The 14802-nt window shown below is 69.0% G+C and carries 13 protein-coding genes and 1 pseudogene; 10 read left to right on the top strand and 4 right to left on the bottom strand.

The window, feature by feature from the left end; all coding sequences use genetic code 11:
* Nucleotides 1-6: 6 nt before the first annotated feature.
* Nucleotides 7-339, bottom strand: a pseudogene (locus KV203_RS11630) (transglycosylase family protein); the annotation flags it as partial.
* 464 nt (nucleotides 340-803) lie between these two features.
* Here KV203_RS11630 and KV203_RS11625 point away from each other — a divergent pair.
* The 4 genes from KV203_RS11625 (at nucleotide 804) to KV203_RS11610 (ending at nucleotide 4943) form a co-directional block, all read left to right on the top strand.
* On the top strand, nucleotides 804-1412 hold the full coding sequence (locus tag KV203_RS11625) for a helix-turn-helix transcriptional regulator (protein WP_246600949.1): 609 nt from the start codon (nucleotides 804-806) through the stop codon (nucleotides 1410-1412).
* Nucleotides 1413-1425: 13 nt separating this feature from the next.
* Complete coding sequence (locus KV203_RS11620; protein WP_066470806.1) at nucleotides 1426-2616, top strand: sensor histidine kinase; 1191 nt, start codon at nucleotides 1426-1428, stop codon at nucleotides 2614-2616.
* Nucleotides 2600-3640 (top strand): hypothetical protein, encoded by a 1041-nt coding sequence (locus KV203_RS11615; protein WP_066470803.1) that lies wholly within the window; start codon nucleotides 2600-2602, stop codon nucleotides 3638-3640. The genes KV203_RS11620 and KV203_RS11615 overlap by 17 nt, the downstream gene beginning before the upstream one ends.
* Before the next feature lie 91 nt (nucleotides 3641-3731).
* Entirely contained in the window at nucleotides 3732-4943 is a 1212-nt protein-coding gene (locus KV203_RS11610; RefSeq protein ID WP_066470800.1) for a winged helix-turn-helix domain-containing protein, read from the top strand.
* 18 nt (nucleotides 4944-4961) lie between these two features.
* Here KV203_RS11610 and KV203_RS11605 read toward each other — a convergent pair whose 3' ends face one another.
* Nucleotides 4962-5480 (bottom strand): toxin-antitoxin system HicB family antitoxin, encoded by a 519-nt coding sequence (locus tag KV203_RS11605; protein ID WP_066470798.1) that lies wholly within the window; start codon nucleotides 5478-5480, stop codon nucleotides 4962-4964.
* 129 nt (nucleotides 5481-5609) lie between these two features.
* On the opposite strand from KV203_RS11605, the gene dapA reads away from it, so the two are divergent.
* The 6 genes from dapA to KV203_RS11575 all read left to right on the top strand — a co-directional run bounded on the left by dapA (nucleotide 5610) and on the right by KV203_RS11575 (nucleotide 13819).
* On the top strand, nucleotides 5610-6518 hold the full coding sequence (gene dapA, locus KV203_RS11600) for a 4-hydroxy-tetrahydrodipicolinate synthase (protein WP_066470797.1): 909 nt from the start codon (nucleotides 5610-5612) through the stop codon (nucleotides 6516-6518).
* Nucleotides 6515-8314, top strand: coding sequence for a ribonuclease J (locus tag KV203_RS11595; protein WP_066470796.1), 1800 nt, complete (start codon nucleotides 6515-6517; stop codon nucleotides 8312-8314). The genes dapA and KV203_RS11595 overlap by 4 nt, the downstream gene beginning before the upstream one ends.
* Nucleotides 8315-8378: 64 nt before the next feature.
* Nucleotides 8379-9005 (top strand): TIGR03085 family metal-binding protein, encoded by a 627-nt coding sequence (locus KV203_RS11590; protein WP_066470795.1) that lies wholly within the window; start codon nucleotides 8379-8381, stop codon nucleotides 9003-9005.
* 84 nt (nucleotides 9006-9089) lie between these two features.
* A complete protein-coding gene (locus KV203_RS11585) occupies nucleotides 9090-11684 on the top strand; it encodes an FtsK/SpoIIIE family DNA translocase (RefSeq protein ID WP_083530076.1) in 2595 nt (864 codons plus the stop codon).
* Between the two features lie 144 nt (nucleotides 11685-11828).
* On the top strand, nucleotides 11829-12788 hold the full coding sequence (locus tag KV203_RS11580) for a sensor domain-containing diguanylate cyclase (protein ID WP_066470789.1): 960 nt from the start codon (nucleotides 11829-11831) through the stop codon (nucleotides 12786-12788).
* A 50-nt stretch (nucleotides 12789-12838) separates the two neighbouring features.
* Nucleotides 12839-13819 (top strand): TerC family protein, encoded by a 981-nt coding sequence (locus tag KV203_RS11575; protein WP_066470787.1) that lies wholly within the window; start codon nucleotides 12839-12841, stop codon nucleotides 13817-13819.
* 4 nt (nucleotides 13820-13823) lie between these two features.
* Here the strand turns inward: KV203_RS11575 and KV203_RS11570 are convergent, their stop codons facing one another.
* Together KV203_RS11570 and KV203_RS11565 are read right to left on the bottom strand one after the other, a co-directional pair.
* On the bottom strand, nucleotides 13824-14108 hold the full coding sequence (locus tag KV203_RS11570) for a YciI family protein (protein WP_066470786.1): 285 nt from the start codon (nucleotides 14106-14108) through the stop codon (nucleotides 13824-13826).
* A gap of 25 nt (nucleotides 14109-14133) precedes the next feature.
* Nucleotides 14134-14697 (bottom strand): amino-acid N-acetyltransferase, encoded by a 564-nt coding sequence (locus KV203_RS11565; RefSeq protein ID WP_066470785.1) that lies wholly within the window; start codon nucleotides 14695-14697, stop codon nucleotides 14134-14136.
* Nucleotides 14698-14802 lie beyond the last annotated feature (105 nt).

The raw sequence follows: 14802 nt of genomic DNA, 5'->3' as shown, positions 1-14802 counted from the left end.
GTCTTACAGGTAGGCGCCGCAGACCGGCCACGCGCCGCGGCCCTGGGTGGCCAGGACGTTCTCGGCGACGCGGATCTGCTCTTCCCGGCTGGCATTGCTCGGCGACCCGTAGCCGCCGTTCGCCGCCCAGGTGCTCGGCGTGAACTGCAGGCCACCGTAATAACCGTTTCCGGTATCGATGCCCCAGTTACCGCTGCTTTCGCACTCGGCGACAGCGTCCCAGTTGCCGCTCGCTGCATTCGCAGTTCCGGCGCCGATGCCGAGCGGAAGGGCAATTGTCGCGCCGGTGACGGCGGCCCATCCGAGCGCACGGGTGCTGATCTTGCGATTCTGCTTCATGCGGAAATTCCTCTCCGCGCTCCCCGCTGCCCTGTTGGGCGGCCGTCCTGCCCCTGGTTAAAGGGTCCCGAACCGCGGGCAGGCAAACCGGAGCGGCGGTTCGGGCTCGACCCGAGGCTGTTCGGTCCGGGCCGGTGAAATAACGTTAAACACGATCCCCGGAAAATATCTGGCTGCTGATCCCGAGTTATTACATTCGGCAATCGTGAATGATTTACGTCGTCGCAGGTTATCCGGAAGAAATCCGGGGTCGTGAAGATCGTCTATATTCCGGAAATGTGGGCGGCGTCACCGTGATGCTGTGGCGTCGCTCACTCCGTTTAGGGTGCAATATGGGGGCGGGGGCAGGTGCGGAAGGTAGGTCGGGTGTGCGAGAACCGGTGACAGCGAAACGCCGAGCAGGAGGTCCCCGCGGGGGAGCCCAGCGACGGATCGGCCTGGTCGAGGATCACGAGTCGGTGGTGATGGGTATGACGGCGATGCTCGCCGCCGAGCCCGACCTGGACCTGGTTGCGACCGCCGAGACGGTGCCGGACCTGTTGGCCCGATCCGATCGGCTCGACCTCGTCGTTCTCGACCTACGACTGGCCGACGGGTCGGTCCCCGAGGACAACGTGCGGATGCTGCGCGAACGTGCGATCGAGGTGCTCGTCTTCACCGGGGCGGACAACCCGTTCCTGGTGCGCTCCGCCGCGAAGGCCGGTGTGCTCGGGGTCGTGCGCAAGTCCGCCGATGCCGCAACGGTGGTCGATTCGGTGCGTCGAGCCGCGTCCGGCGAACAGGTGGTCACCACCGATTGGGCCGCCGCGATCGACGGAGATCCCGGTCTCGCCGGGGTGGGGCTCAGCCCGCGTCAGCAGGAGGTGCTGACCCTGTACGCGTCGGGGGAGAAGGCCTCACGGGTGGCCCGGCTCACCGGTCTGTCCGAGCAGACCGTGAACGACTACCTCGCCCGGATCCGGCAGAAGTACGCCGACGCCGGGCGGCCGGCACCGACCAAGACCGATCTGTACAAACGGGCGGTGGAGGACGGTTGGTTGCCGGTGCCGGAGCCACCCACCCGGCAGCGGTGAATCCGGGCCGCCGGTGATCCGAACTCAGGAGTCCAACTCGGGCGAGCGCACCGAGCGCTCGCTGGCATTTGCGCTCGGTGTCGGTTCGGTGCTGTACGGGCTGGCCGAGCTGTTGGAGATCCTCCATCAGGCCCAGTTCATCGACGGTTGGTGGACCGTGCTGGCGGTGTCCGCCGTGTTCGGGCCGGCGATGCTGCTCGCCGGGCTCGCGTTCGTGGCGCCGCTGGAGCGGGTCCGGATCGCGGCCGGTCTGCTTGCCGTCGGCTACCTGGCGGTGGCCGCGCTGGCCCTGGTGGCGATGCCGTTCGCCGCCGTACCCGACGACACGCTGTGGATCTACCGGGTGGCGAATCTGGGCGCGGTCGCCGCGGTGCTGGTCTGGCGGGACACGGCCGCGTTGGCCTACCTGTTGGCGTCGGTCGGGCTGGCGACGCTGGCCAATGCGCACGGGGTGGCCCGGGCCACCGGCTACGAGATGGTGCAGGACTATACGCTGGCGCTGGCGCTGTCCGCGGTCTTCGCCATCTGCAGTTGGAGCGCGCTGCGCACCGCCGCGGCGCTCGACCGGGAAACCGCTGCCGCCGAGCTGCGGGCCACCTCGGTTGCCGTGGACGAGGCGCGGGAGCGCGAGCGTAACCGGTTTGCCGCGCTCACCCACGACGGGGTGATGTCGACGTTGCTCGAAGCCTCCCGGGCTCGGGAGACGCCGGTCTTGGCCCGGCAGGCACAACGGACGCTCACCCAGCTCGACGAGTTCCGTTCCGGCGCTGCGGACGCTGCCACCGTCGACCTGAACACGTTGCTCGATTTTCTTCGCACGACGGTGCAGGGCGCCAACGTCGCGGTGATGTTCACCGTGCGCCGGCATCCGAACGCCGGGCGGCTGCGGATGCCGGTCGATGTGGCGTCGACGATGACTGCCGCACTGGCCGAGGCGGTGCGCAACAGCGCCCGCCACGCCGGCTCGAATCGGGTCGATCGGCAGGTGATCGCGACGGTCGGAGAGCACGACATCCGGGTCGCGTTCGTCGACGACGGGGTGGGCTTCGACCCGGCCCGGGTACCGACCCACCGGCTCGGCGTCGCAGTCAGCATCGTGGGTCGGATGGAGCAGATCCCGGGCGGCTCGGGCACGGTGGAATCCAAGCCGGGTTTCGGTACCCGGGTGACGTTGACCTGGGTCGACGGTGCATCGCGCGCCTGATCGGCCCGGTGTCGGCACCCTGATCGGCCTGGACGGCTGGTTGGGGCTGGTGTTGCTGTCCCTGCTCGAGGCGATCGTGCTGTTGTTGGCGACCCGCGATGTCGGCACCACCGGCGGCACACCCGCGATGATCCTCGGCTACGTCCTGATCGCGCTGGCCGGTTGCGCGGTGGTGCTGCCCAGCGGCGACCCACTGCCGGCGAGGTACACCGCCGGGGTGGCCGCGATCGGTCCGGTGGCGATCTTCCTGAGCACCCGCACCCCACCGGACCGGCCGCTCACCGTGATCGCGGCGCCGATCGCGTCCGGGTTGGTGCTGGGCCTGCTGTCGGTGCGGGGGCGGGCGGGGCCGGCGTGGGCGTCGGCGGTCGCGATCGTGTCCGTGACGGTACTGGTGGGCTGGTCTGCGGGGCTGCCCTCGGCCAGCGTCGCCGGAGCGATCGGCCCGGTCGGCACGGTCGGGGCGCTGACCGTGTTCGCTGCGATCATCCGGCCGACCCAGCGCTCCTTGTACGAGTTGCGGGTCGAGACCACCACGGTCGCGGTCGCGAACGCGGCGATGCGAGCCCGGCTGGAGGAACGTGATCGGCAGCTGGCCCGGCTGGACCGGGCCGCCCGGCTGATGCTGGAGCGGATCGCCGCCGGCAAGTTGCTCGACGACACCGACCGGATCCAGTGTCGGCTGCTGGAAGCCGAGCTGCGGGACGGGCTGCGCGCGCCGAACCTGGCGATCGGCGAGCTGGCGGCGGCAGCGCGGGAGGCGCGTGGCCGCGGGGTGGAGGTGCTGTTGCTCGACGACGGCGGGTTCGCCGCGGTGTCGCCCCAGGTGCGCGACGTGGTGGTCTCCACGGCAGCGTGGGAACTGGACGCGGTCGGTGCAGGATCGGTCACCGTCCGGGTACTGCCGGCCGGGCGCCGGATCGTGGCGTCGGTGCTGGTCGCCGAGCCGGGACAGGATCGGCGTACCGAGATCGACGGTGAGGGATTGGTACAGACGACCGTCGATGTCTACGAGTACGGCTGATGTCCACGAGTACGGCTGATGTCCACGAGTACGGCTGAGCGGAGAAGTCCGGTCGCGCGCCGCTGTCGGATCGGGCTGGCAAGGTACCGGCATGGCGAACCTTTCGGCCGCGGCGGCGCGGCGGACGGTGTTGGCGGCGCAGGGCTTCGGTGAGCCGGCCGGCGCGGTGACCCGGCGCGCGGTGAACCGGGTGCTGGACCGGCTGCGAGTGGTGCAGCTGGATTCGGTCTCGGCGGTGGTCCGCGCCCACTACGCGCCCGTGTTCGCCCGGCTCGGCCGCTACGACCGGTCGTTGCTGGACGAACTGGTCTGGCGCGACAGTGCTCGGCGACCCCGGCGCGCGGTGGAGTACTGGGCGCACGAGGCGGCGGTGATCCCGATCGCGGATTGGCCGTTGTTCGGCTGGCGGATGGCCGGGTACGCCGACGGCCGGTGGGGCCATGCCCGCGGCGTGCAGGACCGGCGCCCGACCCTCGCCCGAGACGTGCTGGACGTGATCGTCGAGCGCGGACCATGCTCGGCCGGGGAGATCGAGCGAGAACTGGAGCTCGCCGATTCCGGCCGGAAAGGGCCGTGGTGGGGACACAGCGATACCAAGGTCGTCTGCGAGCAGTTGTTCGCCGTCGGCGAGCTGTCGGTAGCTCGGCGGGTCGGTTTCACCCGACACTACGAGCTGACCGAACGAGTGCTGCCGGCGGCGGTGCGATCGCGCCCGGTCGGCGAGGCAGATGCGGTGCGGGCGCTGGTCGGTCACGCGGCGCGGGCGCTCGGCGTCGCCACCGAGCCGGACCTGCGCGACTACTACCGGTTGCGGCGCGCGCAGACCGCCCCGGCGATCGCCGATCTGGTGGACGCCGGCGAGCTGGAACCGGTCACGGTCGACGGCTGGCCGGACCCGGCATACCGCGCGGTCGGAGCACGCACCCTGCGCCGAATCGAGGGGCACGCTCTGCTCTGTCCGTTCGATCCGTTGATCTTCGATCGGGCGCGCACCGAGCGGATGTTCGACTTCCACTATCGGATCGAGATCTACACTCCGGCGCACAAACGGCGCTACGGCTACTACGTTTTCGCCTTCCTGGCCGACGACCAGCTGGTGGCCCGGGTCGACCTCCGGGCCGAACGGGCCGCCGGTCGGCTGTCGGTGCCCGGCGCGTTCGCCGAACCCGGTCGGGCGGATCGGACCACCGCCGACCGGCTGGCGCTCGCACTTCGGGAGCTGGCCGACTGGCTCGAGCTGGACACGGTTGTCGTCGGTGAGCGGGGTGATCTGGCCGGACTGCTGAGCCGAGCCGGGGGGTGATTCCCGGGGTCGGCGAGCTCAGCGTTGCCAGGGGCCGTAGCCGTACCGTCGCCGGTGGTCGGCGAGCGCCCCCTGCACGGCCTGGGAGACCCAGCTGTTCAGCGACTGTCCGTTCTGCGCGGCGGCCTCCTCGGCGCGGGCTTTGAGCTGCTCGACCAGGCGCAGGGTCACCCGGCTGATGTCTCCGGTCAGTTCCTCGAAGCTGGGTGGCTGGTCGGTGGCTGCTTTCGGGTTCGGGTCCGGCTCCGAGTTCTGGTCCGGGTCGGGCACAGGTTCCGGGTCGGGCATAACCGTGTCGCCCGACCGGACGTCGACCACCACGTCGGTGCCGGCCAGCCGGACGTGGACTTCCGGTCCGGCCAGCGCTGCGGACACCTCCGCGGCGAACTCGGCGAGTGCCGACAGCAGCATCAACCGGGCCGAGTTCTCGGCCGCGGTACCGAGCGCCGCCGCGGTGGCCTGGGTGTGTTCGTCGCCGAGTGCCGCAGCAGCCTGCAGATCGGTGTGCAGTCGGCGGGTATAGGGGGTCAGATCCATGACGTCGTTTCCATGACATCATTGTGACGTCGTCGACGACCTCGCGCCACCTCGATCTGACGTCATTCGCCGACTGTCCGGTCTCGACGGGATGCGGTTGCCGGTCACCGACCAGGTAGCCTTCTGGCCATGTCCGTCGCGGTATCTGGTGTAGGGGCGGCCCCGCCCGGTGGATCGATCGGGGTCGCGATGGTGACCCCCTTTTCGGCCGAAGGCAAGCTCGACGTCGACGCTGGTGTGCGGCTGGCCGGACACCTGGTCGAGGGGGGTGCCGACCTGCTCATCCTCGCCGGTACGACCGGGGAATCCCCGACCACGTCGGCGGCGGAGAAGGCCGAGTTGTTGCGCGCGGTGGTGGCGGCGGTCGGCGACCGCGCCACGATCGTTGCCGGGGCCGGCAGCTATGACACCGCGGAGAGCATCGATTCGGCCCGCGAGGCGGCCGAGGCGGGTGCCGACGGACTGCTGGTCGTGACGCCGTACTACTCGCGACCCACCCAGCGCGGCCTGTTATCGCACTTCACCGCGATCGCCGACGCCACCGACCTGCCGGTCACGCTCTACGACATTCCGCCACGCTCGGTGGTGCCGATCGAGACCGATACCATCCTGCGGCTCGCCGAGCACCCGCGGATTGTCGCGGTGAAGGACGCCAAAGGCGATCTCAACGCGGGCGCGGAGCTGATCGCGCGGACCGGCCTGGCCTTCTACTCCGGCGACGACGCGTTGAACCTGCCCTGGCTGTCGGTCGGCGCGGTCGGCTTCATCTCGGTGATCGGGCACCTGGCGCCGGGCCGGCTGCGCGAGCTGCGGGACGCCTATCTGGCCGGTGATGTCGTCCGGGCACGGGAGATCAATACCAGCCTGATTCCCTTGACCCATGCGATGGCCATGCTCGGCGGAGTCGCTGCGATGAAGGCGGCGTTGCGGTTGCAGGGTATCGATGTCGGGATTCCGAGACTCCCGCAGATAGACCCGACCAGCGCCGAGATCGACGCGTTGGCCGCACTGCTCACCGCCGCGGGGGTGCTCGCGTGACCGGTCCCGGCCGCCGGCGGCGGAGTGCGACCCGCACCGCCGGCCCGCCCCGAGCCGCCCGGCCGGCCGGCCAGAACGCCGCGGCACAGCAGCGTCCCGATGCCCGCAGCGTGTCGCCGGAGGACCGACTCGGTACCCCGCCGGCGTTGTCGCGTCATGCGCTGCGGGTGGTCGCACTCGGGGGGATCGGTGAGATCGGTCGCAACATGACGGTGTTCGAGCATCGCGGGCGGTTGTTGATCGTGGACTGCGGGGTGCTGTTCCCGGAAGATCAGCAACCCGGGGTGGACCTGATCCTGCCCGATTTTCGGTACATCGAGGATCGGATGGACGACGTCGAGGCGGTGGTGCTCACCCACGGCCACGAAGACCACATCGGTGCGCTGCCGTTCCTGCTTCGGCTGCGTCCGGACATCCCGGTGATCGGCTCCAAATTCACCCTCGCGCTGGTGGCGGCGAAGAGTCGGGAGCATCGCCAGCAGCCCAAGCTGATCGAGGTGGTCGAGGGGGAGCGGACCAACCACGGTCCGTTCGAGTGCGAGTACTTCGCGGTCAACCACTCGATTCCGGATGCGCTCGCGGTCGCGATCCGCACGTCGGCCGGTCTGGCCCTGCACACCGGGGACATCAAGCTGGACCAGCTGCCCCTGGACGGCCGGTTGACCGATCTGGCCGGCTTCTCCCGGCTCGGCGACGAGGGGGTAGACCTGTTCCTGGTGGACTCGACGAACGCCGAGGTGCCCGGCTTCGTCACCCCGGAGCGGGAGATCGGTGCCGTGTTGGACACCGTGATCGGCAAGGCGCGACAGCGGGTGATCGTCGCGTCCTTCGCGAGCCATGTGCATCGGATTCAGCAGGTGGTCGACGTCGCGCAGCGGTACGGCCGCCGGGTCTGTTTCGTGGGGCGCAGCATGGTGCGCAACATGGGCATCGCCCAAGATCTCGGCTACCTACGGGTGCCGGACGGGCTGAGTGTCGACATCGACACCGCGATGTCGTTGCCGGACGACAAACTGGTGCTGATCTCGACCGGTTCGCAGGGCGAGCCGTTGTCCGCGCTGGCCCGGATGGCTCGTGGCGAGCACTCGCAGATCCACATTCGGGCCGACGACCTGGTGGTGCTGGCTTCCTCGCTCATTCCGGGCAACGAGAATTCGGTGTTCACCGTGGTCAACGGGTTGGCTCGACGAGGTGCGACCGTGATCACCCAGCAGAACGCGAAGGTGCATGTGTCCGGGCACGCGTCGGCCGGCGAGTTGTTGTTCTTGTACAACGCGGTGCGCCCGGCGAACGCGATGCCGGTGCACGGCGAATGGCGGCACCTGCGGGCCAATGCGGCGCTGGCGATCGCCACCGGTGTGCCGCCCGACCGGGTGATGCTGGCCGAGGACGGGGTCGTCGTCGACCTCGTGGACGGGGTAACGCAGATCGTGGGGCGGGTGCCGGTCGGGCACGTCTACGTCGACGGGTTGTCGGTCGGCGACGTCGGGGACTCGACCCTGTCCGATCGGCTGGTGCTCGGCGAGGGCGGGTTCATCGCGATCACCGTCGCGATCGACAGTTCCACCGGTCGGGCGGTGAGTCCGCCGGAGGTGAACGGCCGTGGATTCTCCGATGATCCGGACGCGCTGGCCGAGGCGGCGAAGCTGGTCGACGCCGAGCTGGCCCGGCTGTACGCCGAGGGAGTGACCGACACCCATCGCATCGCGCAAGCCGTGCGCCGGGTGGTCGGTCGCTGGGTATCGGAGAAGTACCGCCGGCGCCCGATGATCGTGCCCACCGTGCTCGGGGTGTAACCCGGACCGGAAAATCCGGCAGGCGCGGCGGAACGCGCCCGGGTGAATGACTACGGTTGAGTCCATGAGTTACGCGCAACGTGAACGCCTGGCGATGGTGGCGACGATGGCTGCGGCCGGGGCGGACGCACCGACGCTGTGTGCCGGCTGGACCGTACGGGATCTGGCTGCACACGTAGTCATCCGCGAGCGCCGGCCGGATGCTGCGCCGGGGATTCTTTTGTCGGCACTGGCGTCCTACACCGAGCGGGTCCGGCAACGGGAGGCGCAGCGCCCGTTCGAGGAGCTGCTGGAGCTGATCGGTACCGGCCCGCCGGTCTGGTCCCCGATGTATCTGATCGACGCGCAGGTGAACGGGCCCGAAATGTTCGTGCACCACGAGGACGTGCGCCGGGCCCGCGCCGAGTGGCAGCCGCGGGTGCTCCCGGATCAGGACGAGGCCGCGTTGTGGGGCGCCCTCGGCCGGGTGGCCCGGAAGACGTATCGCCGGGCGCCGGTGACGGTCGTGCTGGCCAACAGCAGGACCGGCGTCCGGATGACCGTTCGTCAGGCGCCGGGTCCCGAGGCAGTCTTGATCGGGGCGCCGTCCGAGCTGCTGCTCCACGCGTTCGGTCGGGCGCAGGTTCGGCTCGAGTTCGCCGGCGCCCAGTACGCGATCCGATCGGTGACCGAACTCGACCGGTCGGTCTGAGTCGGCACCGCGCCGTCGGCCGCGGTTGCGGGGTACGTGTGTTGCGTGAGGGTTCGCTGAGGCAGTAGCGACTAGGCTGGCGGCATGGCAGGCAAGTCCGGTAGCTCGACCGCGTCCCGCACCCGGGCTCGCACCACCAGCAGTTCGGCCCGTACCGGTCGGCGATCGACGACGGCGGGATCGGCCGGATCCCGCGCTGCGCGCGGCACCCGGTCGAATTCCCGAACCGGTTCGAGAAGTACCCGGACCACGGCCCGGCGCGCGCCGGCCCGTCGGACGCGGCGCACCCAGGACAATCCGTTCCCGATGATCGGCCGGCAGATCGGTCACGGGATCGGAGCTGGCTGGAATCTCGTGGCCGGGGTGGTCGGAGCGACCACCCGAACGGTCTCCCGGGCTCAGGACATCGAGCACGAGCATCGCCGGGACGGGATCGGACTGGCCCTGATCGCTACCGGCCTGGTGATCGCGGTGGCCGTATGGCTGTCGGCCGGGGGACCGGTCGGTGATTGGGTGGAGACCGGCATCCGGGCAGTCGCCGGTAGCGCCTCGGCGTTGTTACCGGTGGTCGCGATCGGTATCGGCATCGGTTTGATGCGCACCCAACCGCGCCCGGACATCCGGCCGCGGTTGGTTCTCGGCGGGATCCTGCTCGGCGTATCGGTCCTCGGCCTGTGGCATATCGTCTCCGGTTCGCCGGTGCCGGCCGACGAGCGAGCGCATGCCGCGGGGTTCGCCGGCTATGTGGCCGGCGGCCCGCTCACCGACGGTCTCACGGCGTGGCTGTCGGTACCGTTACTGCTGATCGCGGGGCTGTTCGGCGTCCTGTTGCTGACCGGAACGACAGTCCGCGGCATTCCGGACCGGCTGCGCGAGCTGCGCTACGGGTATTCCGACGGATATCTCGACGATGGATACCCCGACGACGAGCACGCCGACGACCGCGACCGTCCCGCCGGGTTCACCGCGTTCGCCGAGCCCGATCCCCCCACCGAGGCGCTCGCACCGCCGCTCCGCGACGCGAAGACGATTGCCGCGGCAGCCGACTTCGATCCCGAGGCCGAACCGGCGCCCGAGCCGACGCCGACGAAGCCGCGCCGCCGGCAACGACCGGCGCCGCAACCGGAACCGCCCGCCGCGGAGCCGAAGGCCGACTTCGTGGCCGACCGGGTGGTGGACGGCGACTATGCCTTGCCGCCGATGTCGCTGCTGATCGACGGCGATCCGCCCAAGAAACGCAGTGCGGCGAACGAATCGATGATCGAGGCGATCACCCAGGTGCTCGCCGAATTCAAGATCGACGCGGCGGTCACCGGGTTCGTCCGGGGCCCGACGGTCACCCGCTACGAGGTGGAGCTCGGCCCCGGGGTCAAAGTCGAGAAGATCACCGCGTTGGCTCGCAACATCGCCTACGCCGTCGCCACCGACAACGTCCGGTTGTTGGCGCCGATCCCGGGCAAGTCGGCGGTCGGCATCGAGGTGCCCAACAGTGATCGGGAGATGGTTCGGCTGGCCGACGTGCTCAAGGCGTCGTCCACCCGCAACGATCACCACCCGCTGGTGATCGGTCTGGGCAAGGACATCGAGGGCCATTTCGTGAAGGCGAACCTGGCGAAGATGCCGCACCTGCTGGTGGCCGGGTCGACCGGCTCCGGAAAGTCGAGCTTCGTGAACTCGATGCTGGTGTCGTTGCTGCAGCGGGCGACTCCGGACGAGGTGCGGATGATCCTGATCGACCCCAAGATGGTCGAGCTCACCCCGTACGAGGGCATCCCGCACCTGATCACGCCGATCATCACCCAGCCGAAGAAGGCCGCTGCGGCGCTCGCCTGGCTGGTCGAGGAGATGGAGCAGCGTTACCAGGACATGCAGGCCAACCGGGTGCGCCACATCGACGACTTCAACAAGAAGGTGCGCTTCGGTGAGATCACGGCGCCGCTGGGCAGTGAGCGGGTCTATCGGCCCTATCCCTACGTTCTCGCGATCGTGGATGAGCTGGCCGACCTGATGATGACCGCGCCGCGCGACGTCGAGGACGCGATCGTGCGGATCACGCAGAAGGCCCGTGCGGCCGGTATCCACCTGGTGCTGGCCACCCAGCGCCCGTCGGTGGATGTGGTGACCGGCTTGATCAAGACCAACGTGCCGTCCCGGTTGGCGTTCGCCACCTCGTCGCTCACCGATTCACGGGTGATCCTCGACCAGCCCGGCGCGGAGAAACTGATCGGCATGGGCGACGGGCTCTTCCTGCCGATGGGCGCCTCCAGACCGGTTCGTATGCAGGGCGCGTTCATCAGCGACGAAGAGATCGCTGCGGTCGTCGACTTCGCCAAGAATCAGGCCGAGCCCGAGTACACCGAGGGGGTCACCGCTGCCAAGGCCGCCGAGAAGAAGGAGGTCGACCCGGATATCGGCGACGACCTCGACGTGTTCCTGCAGGCGGTGGAGTTGGTGGTGTCGTCGCAATTCGGCTCCACCTCGATGCTCCAACGCAAGTTGCGGGTGGGTTTCGCCAAGGCGGGCCGGCTGATGGACCTGATGGAGACCCGAGGTGTGGTCGGCCCGTCCGAAGGATCGAAGGCTCGCGACGTGCTGGTCAAGCCGGACGAGCTGGCGGGATTGCTGTGGTCGATCCGCGGCGGTGGGGACGAGGAGTCCGACCAGCCCGGGAACGAGTGACGGTCGCGGATCCACCGGCGTAACGATCCGGCCGCGACGGGTACGAGCGGCTGCTGCTGCGGCCGACTACCGGTAGCCTGTCGCGGTAATCCGCCGAATGCGGGGAAATGCTTTCCGTTGTGACGACAAACACGGGAGTTGCCCATGCAGCCGGGAGTGCACCCACAGGAGATCGATCGATTGGCTGCATTGCACGCCCTGCAGATCGTCGACGAGGGCCCGATGCCGGAGCTGTACGCGGCCGCTCGCATTGCCGCCGCGGTCGCCGCGGTGCCGTTCGGGTCGGTCAACATGATCGATCGCGACCGGCACTACACGGCTGCGTCCTACGGCGCGCCGGCGCTGCATGCTCCGCGTGAGCTCTCGCTGTGCGCGATGGCGATCCTCGAGGGTGGGCTGGTGTTCACCCGGGACGCGCAGGTCGACGACCGGTTCCGGGACAAGCCGGTGATGCGGATGATCGATCCGCCGATCCGGATGTTCGCGGCCGCACCGATCAACACCGCCGAGGGCCTGCCGATCGGCACCATCCGGATCTACGGCGACCGCCCGGCCGACCTGAGCTGCGTGCAGCGGCAGGCGCTCATCGACCTCGCCGACCAGGTGATGCGGCTGCTCGACCTGCGCCGCGCCGCGCTCGACCTCGAGCACTACGCGCTGCGCGACGAGCTCACCGCGTTGCCCAACCGCCGCGCCCTGCTCGCACAGGTCCCCGAGGTCGTCACCGCCGATGCCAGCGTGTTCTACATCGATCTGGATGGATTCAAGGCGGTCAACGACACGCTGGGCCATCACGTCGGCGACGCCGTGCTTCGCACGGTGGGCCGCCGGCTCGCCGGCCTGGTCCGGGACCAGGACCTGGTGGTCCGGGTCGGCGGCGACGAGTTCCTCGTCTGGTGTCCGGGATATGTCGATACGGCCGACTTCCGGCGGCGGGTCGACGCCGCGCTGACCGAGCCGGTGTGGTTCGAGTCGCACCGGCTCACCCTGAGCGCCAGTGTCGGCGGGGTGTGCGCCGCGATCGGCACCGACCGCGAGACCGTCATCCGCGCGGTCGACGCGGAGATGTACGTGGCGAAGGCCCGCCGCAGCGCCGTATCGTAAAGAAAGCGCCGTATCGTAAAGAATCAGCAAAGAAAAGGTACGGTAGTTCCATGCAGGTCGGCATGCTCGTCTGGCTGGTCACCGTGGTGGCGATCGTCGGACTGTTCGTCTTCGATTTCTACAGCCACGTTCGAACCCCGCACGAGCCGACGTTCCGCGAATCGGCGATCTGGTCCAGTGTCTATATCGGACTCGCACTCGCTTTCGGCGGATTCGTCGCGTGGCAGTGGGGTGGTCGGTACGCCGGCGAGTATTACGCCGGGTTCGTCACCGAGAAGGCGCTCTCGGTGGACAACCTGTTCGTCTTCGTGATCATCATGGCGACCTTCGCGGTGCCCCGGATGTATCAGCAGAAGGTGCTGCTGATCGGCATCGTGCTGGCACTGGCGATGCGTGGCGTGTTCATCGCGGTCGGTGCCGCCGCTATCGCCGAGTTCAGCTGGGTGTTCTACCTGTTCGGCGCGTTCCTGATCTACACCGCGGCCAAGCTGCTCCGGGAGAGTGGGCACGAGGTCGAACACGAGCAACGCCGCGATTCCCGAGTGGTCGCCCTGGCGAAGCGATTTCTGCCCACGACCGAGGAATACCACGGGGACCGGCTGCTCGCCCGGGTGGACGGCCGGCGGGTGGTCACCCCCTTGCTGCTGGCGCTGCTGGCGATCGGATTCGCCGACCTGCTCTTCGCGCTCGATTCGATCCCGGCGATCTACGGCCTGACCAGCGAGCCTTACCTGGTGTTCACCGCGAACGCGTTCGCCCTGATGGGTCTGCGGCAGCTGTTCTTCCTGATCGGTGGGCTGCTCGACCGGCTGGTCTACCTGTCCTACGGACTCGCGATCATCTTGGCCTTCATCGGGGTCAAACTGGTATTGCACGCACTACACGAAAACACGCTGCCGTTCGTCAACGGCGGCGAGCACGTCGTGGTGCCGGAGATCTCCACCGGAGTGTCGCTCACGGTGATCATCGGGGTGCTGGTCATCACCACGGTGGCCAGCCTGGCGCGCACCCGGGTGGATACGGATCGCTGATCGTTCAGGTGGTGAACGGACCGACGACCGGTACCCACTCCTGCACGGCGACGGCCTCGATCAGGTCGGCTTTCGCGAACGGGTCGTCGGCGAGCGTCCGCCGCACGGCATCGGCGTCGGTGGCATCGACGAGGATCAGCGCGCCGGACCCGTCGGCGTACGGGCCGGACATGCGGACCACGCCGACGTCGGCCAACCCGGCCAGCCACGAGCGGTGCGTGGGCCGATGTTCGTCTCGGCCGGCGACGGTGGAGTCGGCGTAGCGGTAGTGGACGGCGAAGAACGGCACTCGGCCAGGGTAGTCGGGTGCGGGTTCACCCGGCGGCGGGATCGAGGGTCAGCAGCATCCGGGTATTGCCGAGAATGTTCGGCTTCACATAGCTGAGATCCAGGAACTCGGCGACACCGGTGTCGTAGGAGCGGCACATCTCGGCGTACACCTCGGCCGTCACCGGGGTGCCGTCGATCTCGGCGAAGCCCAACCGGGTGAAGAAGTCCACCTCGAAGGTGAGCACGAACACTCGCTCCAGATGCAAGTCCCGGGCCACGTCGAGCAGCCGGCTGACGATCCGATGGCCGACGCCGCTGCCCTTCACCACCGGGTCCACCGCTACTGTGCGTACTTCGCCGAGATCGGCCCACAACACGTGCAATGCGCCGCAACCGACGACGGTGCCCGCCTGCTCGGCCACCCAGAATTCCTGCACCGCCTCGTACAACGTGACCAGGTTCTTCTCCAGCAGGATCCGGCCGGCGTAGATGTCGACCAACCGCTTGATCGTCGGCACGTCGGAGGTACGCGCTCGGCGGACCAGGACATCGTGGCCGGCCGGCCGATTCGAATCGTCGGTCTCGGCCGCCGGGGACGTGGTGGTCATGGGTGCAGAATAGTCGTGACCCTACCGATACCCTGGTCGTGTGCCGTCCATCCCGCTTCGACGCCGTCCGGGTACACCCGGGCGTTCTCGGGATGCGCGGCCGGG

Source organism: Skermania piniformis (assembly GCF_019285775.1).
GTDB lineage: Bacteria > Actinomycetota > Actinomycetes > Mycobacteriales > Mycobacteriaceae > Skermania > Skermania pinensis.
Note: the sequence above shows the minus strand (reverse complement) of the source record. Positions and strands in the feature narration are given on the sequence as shown.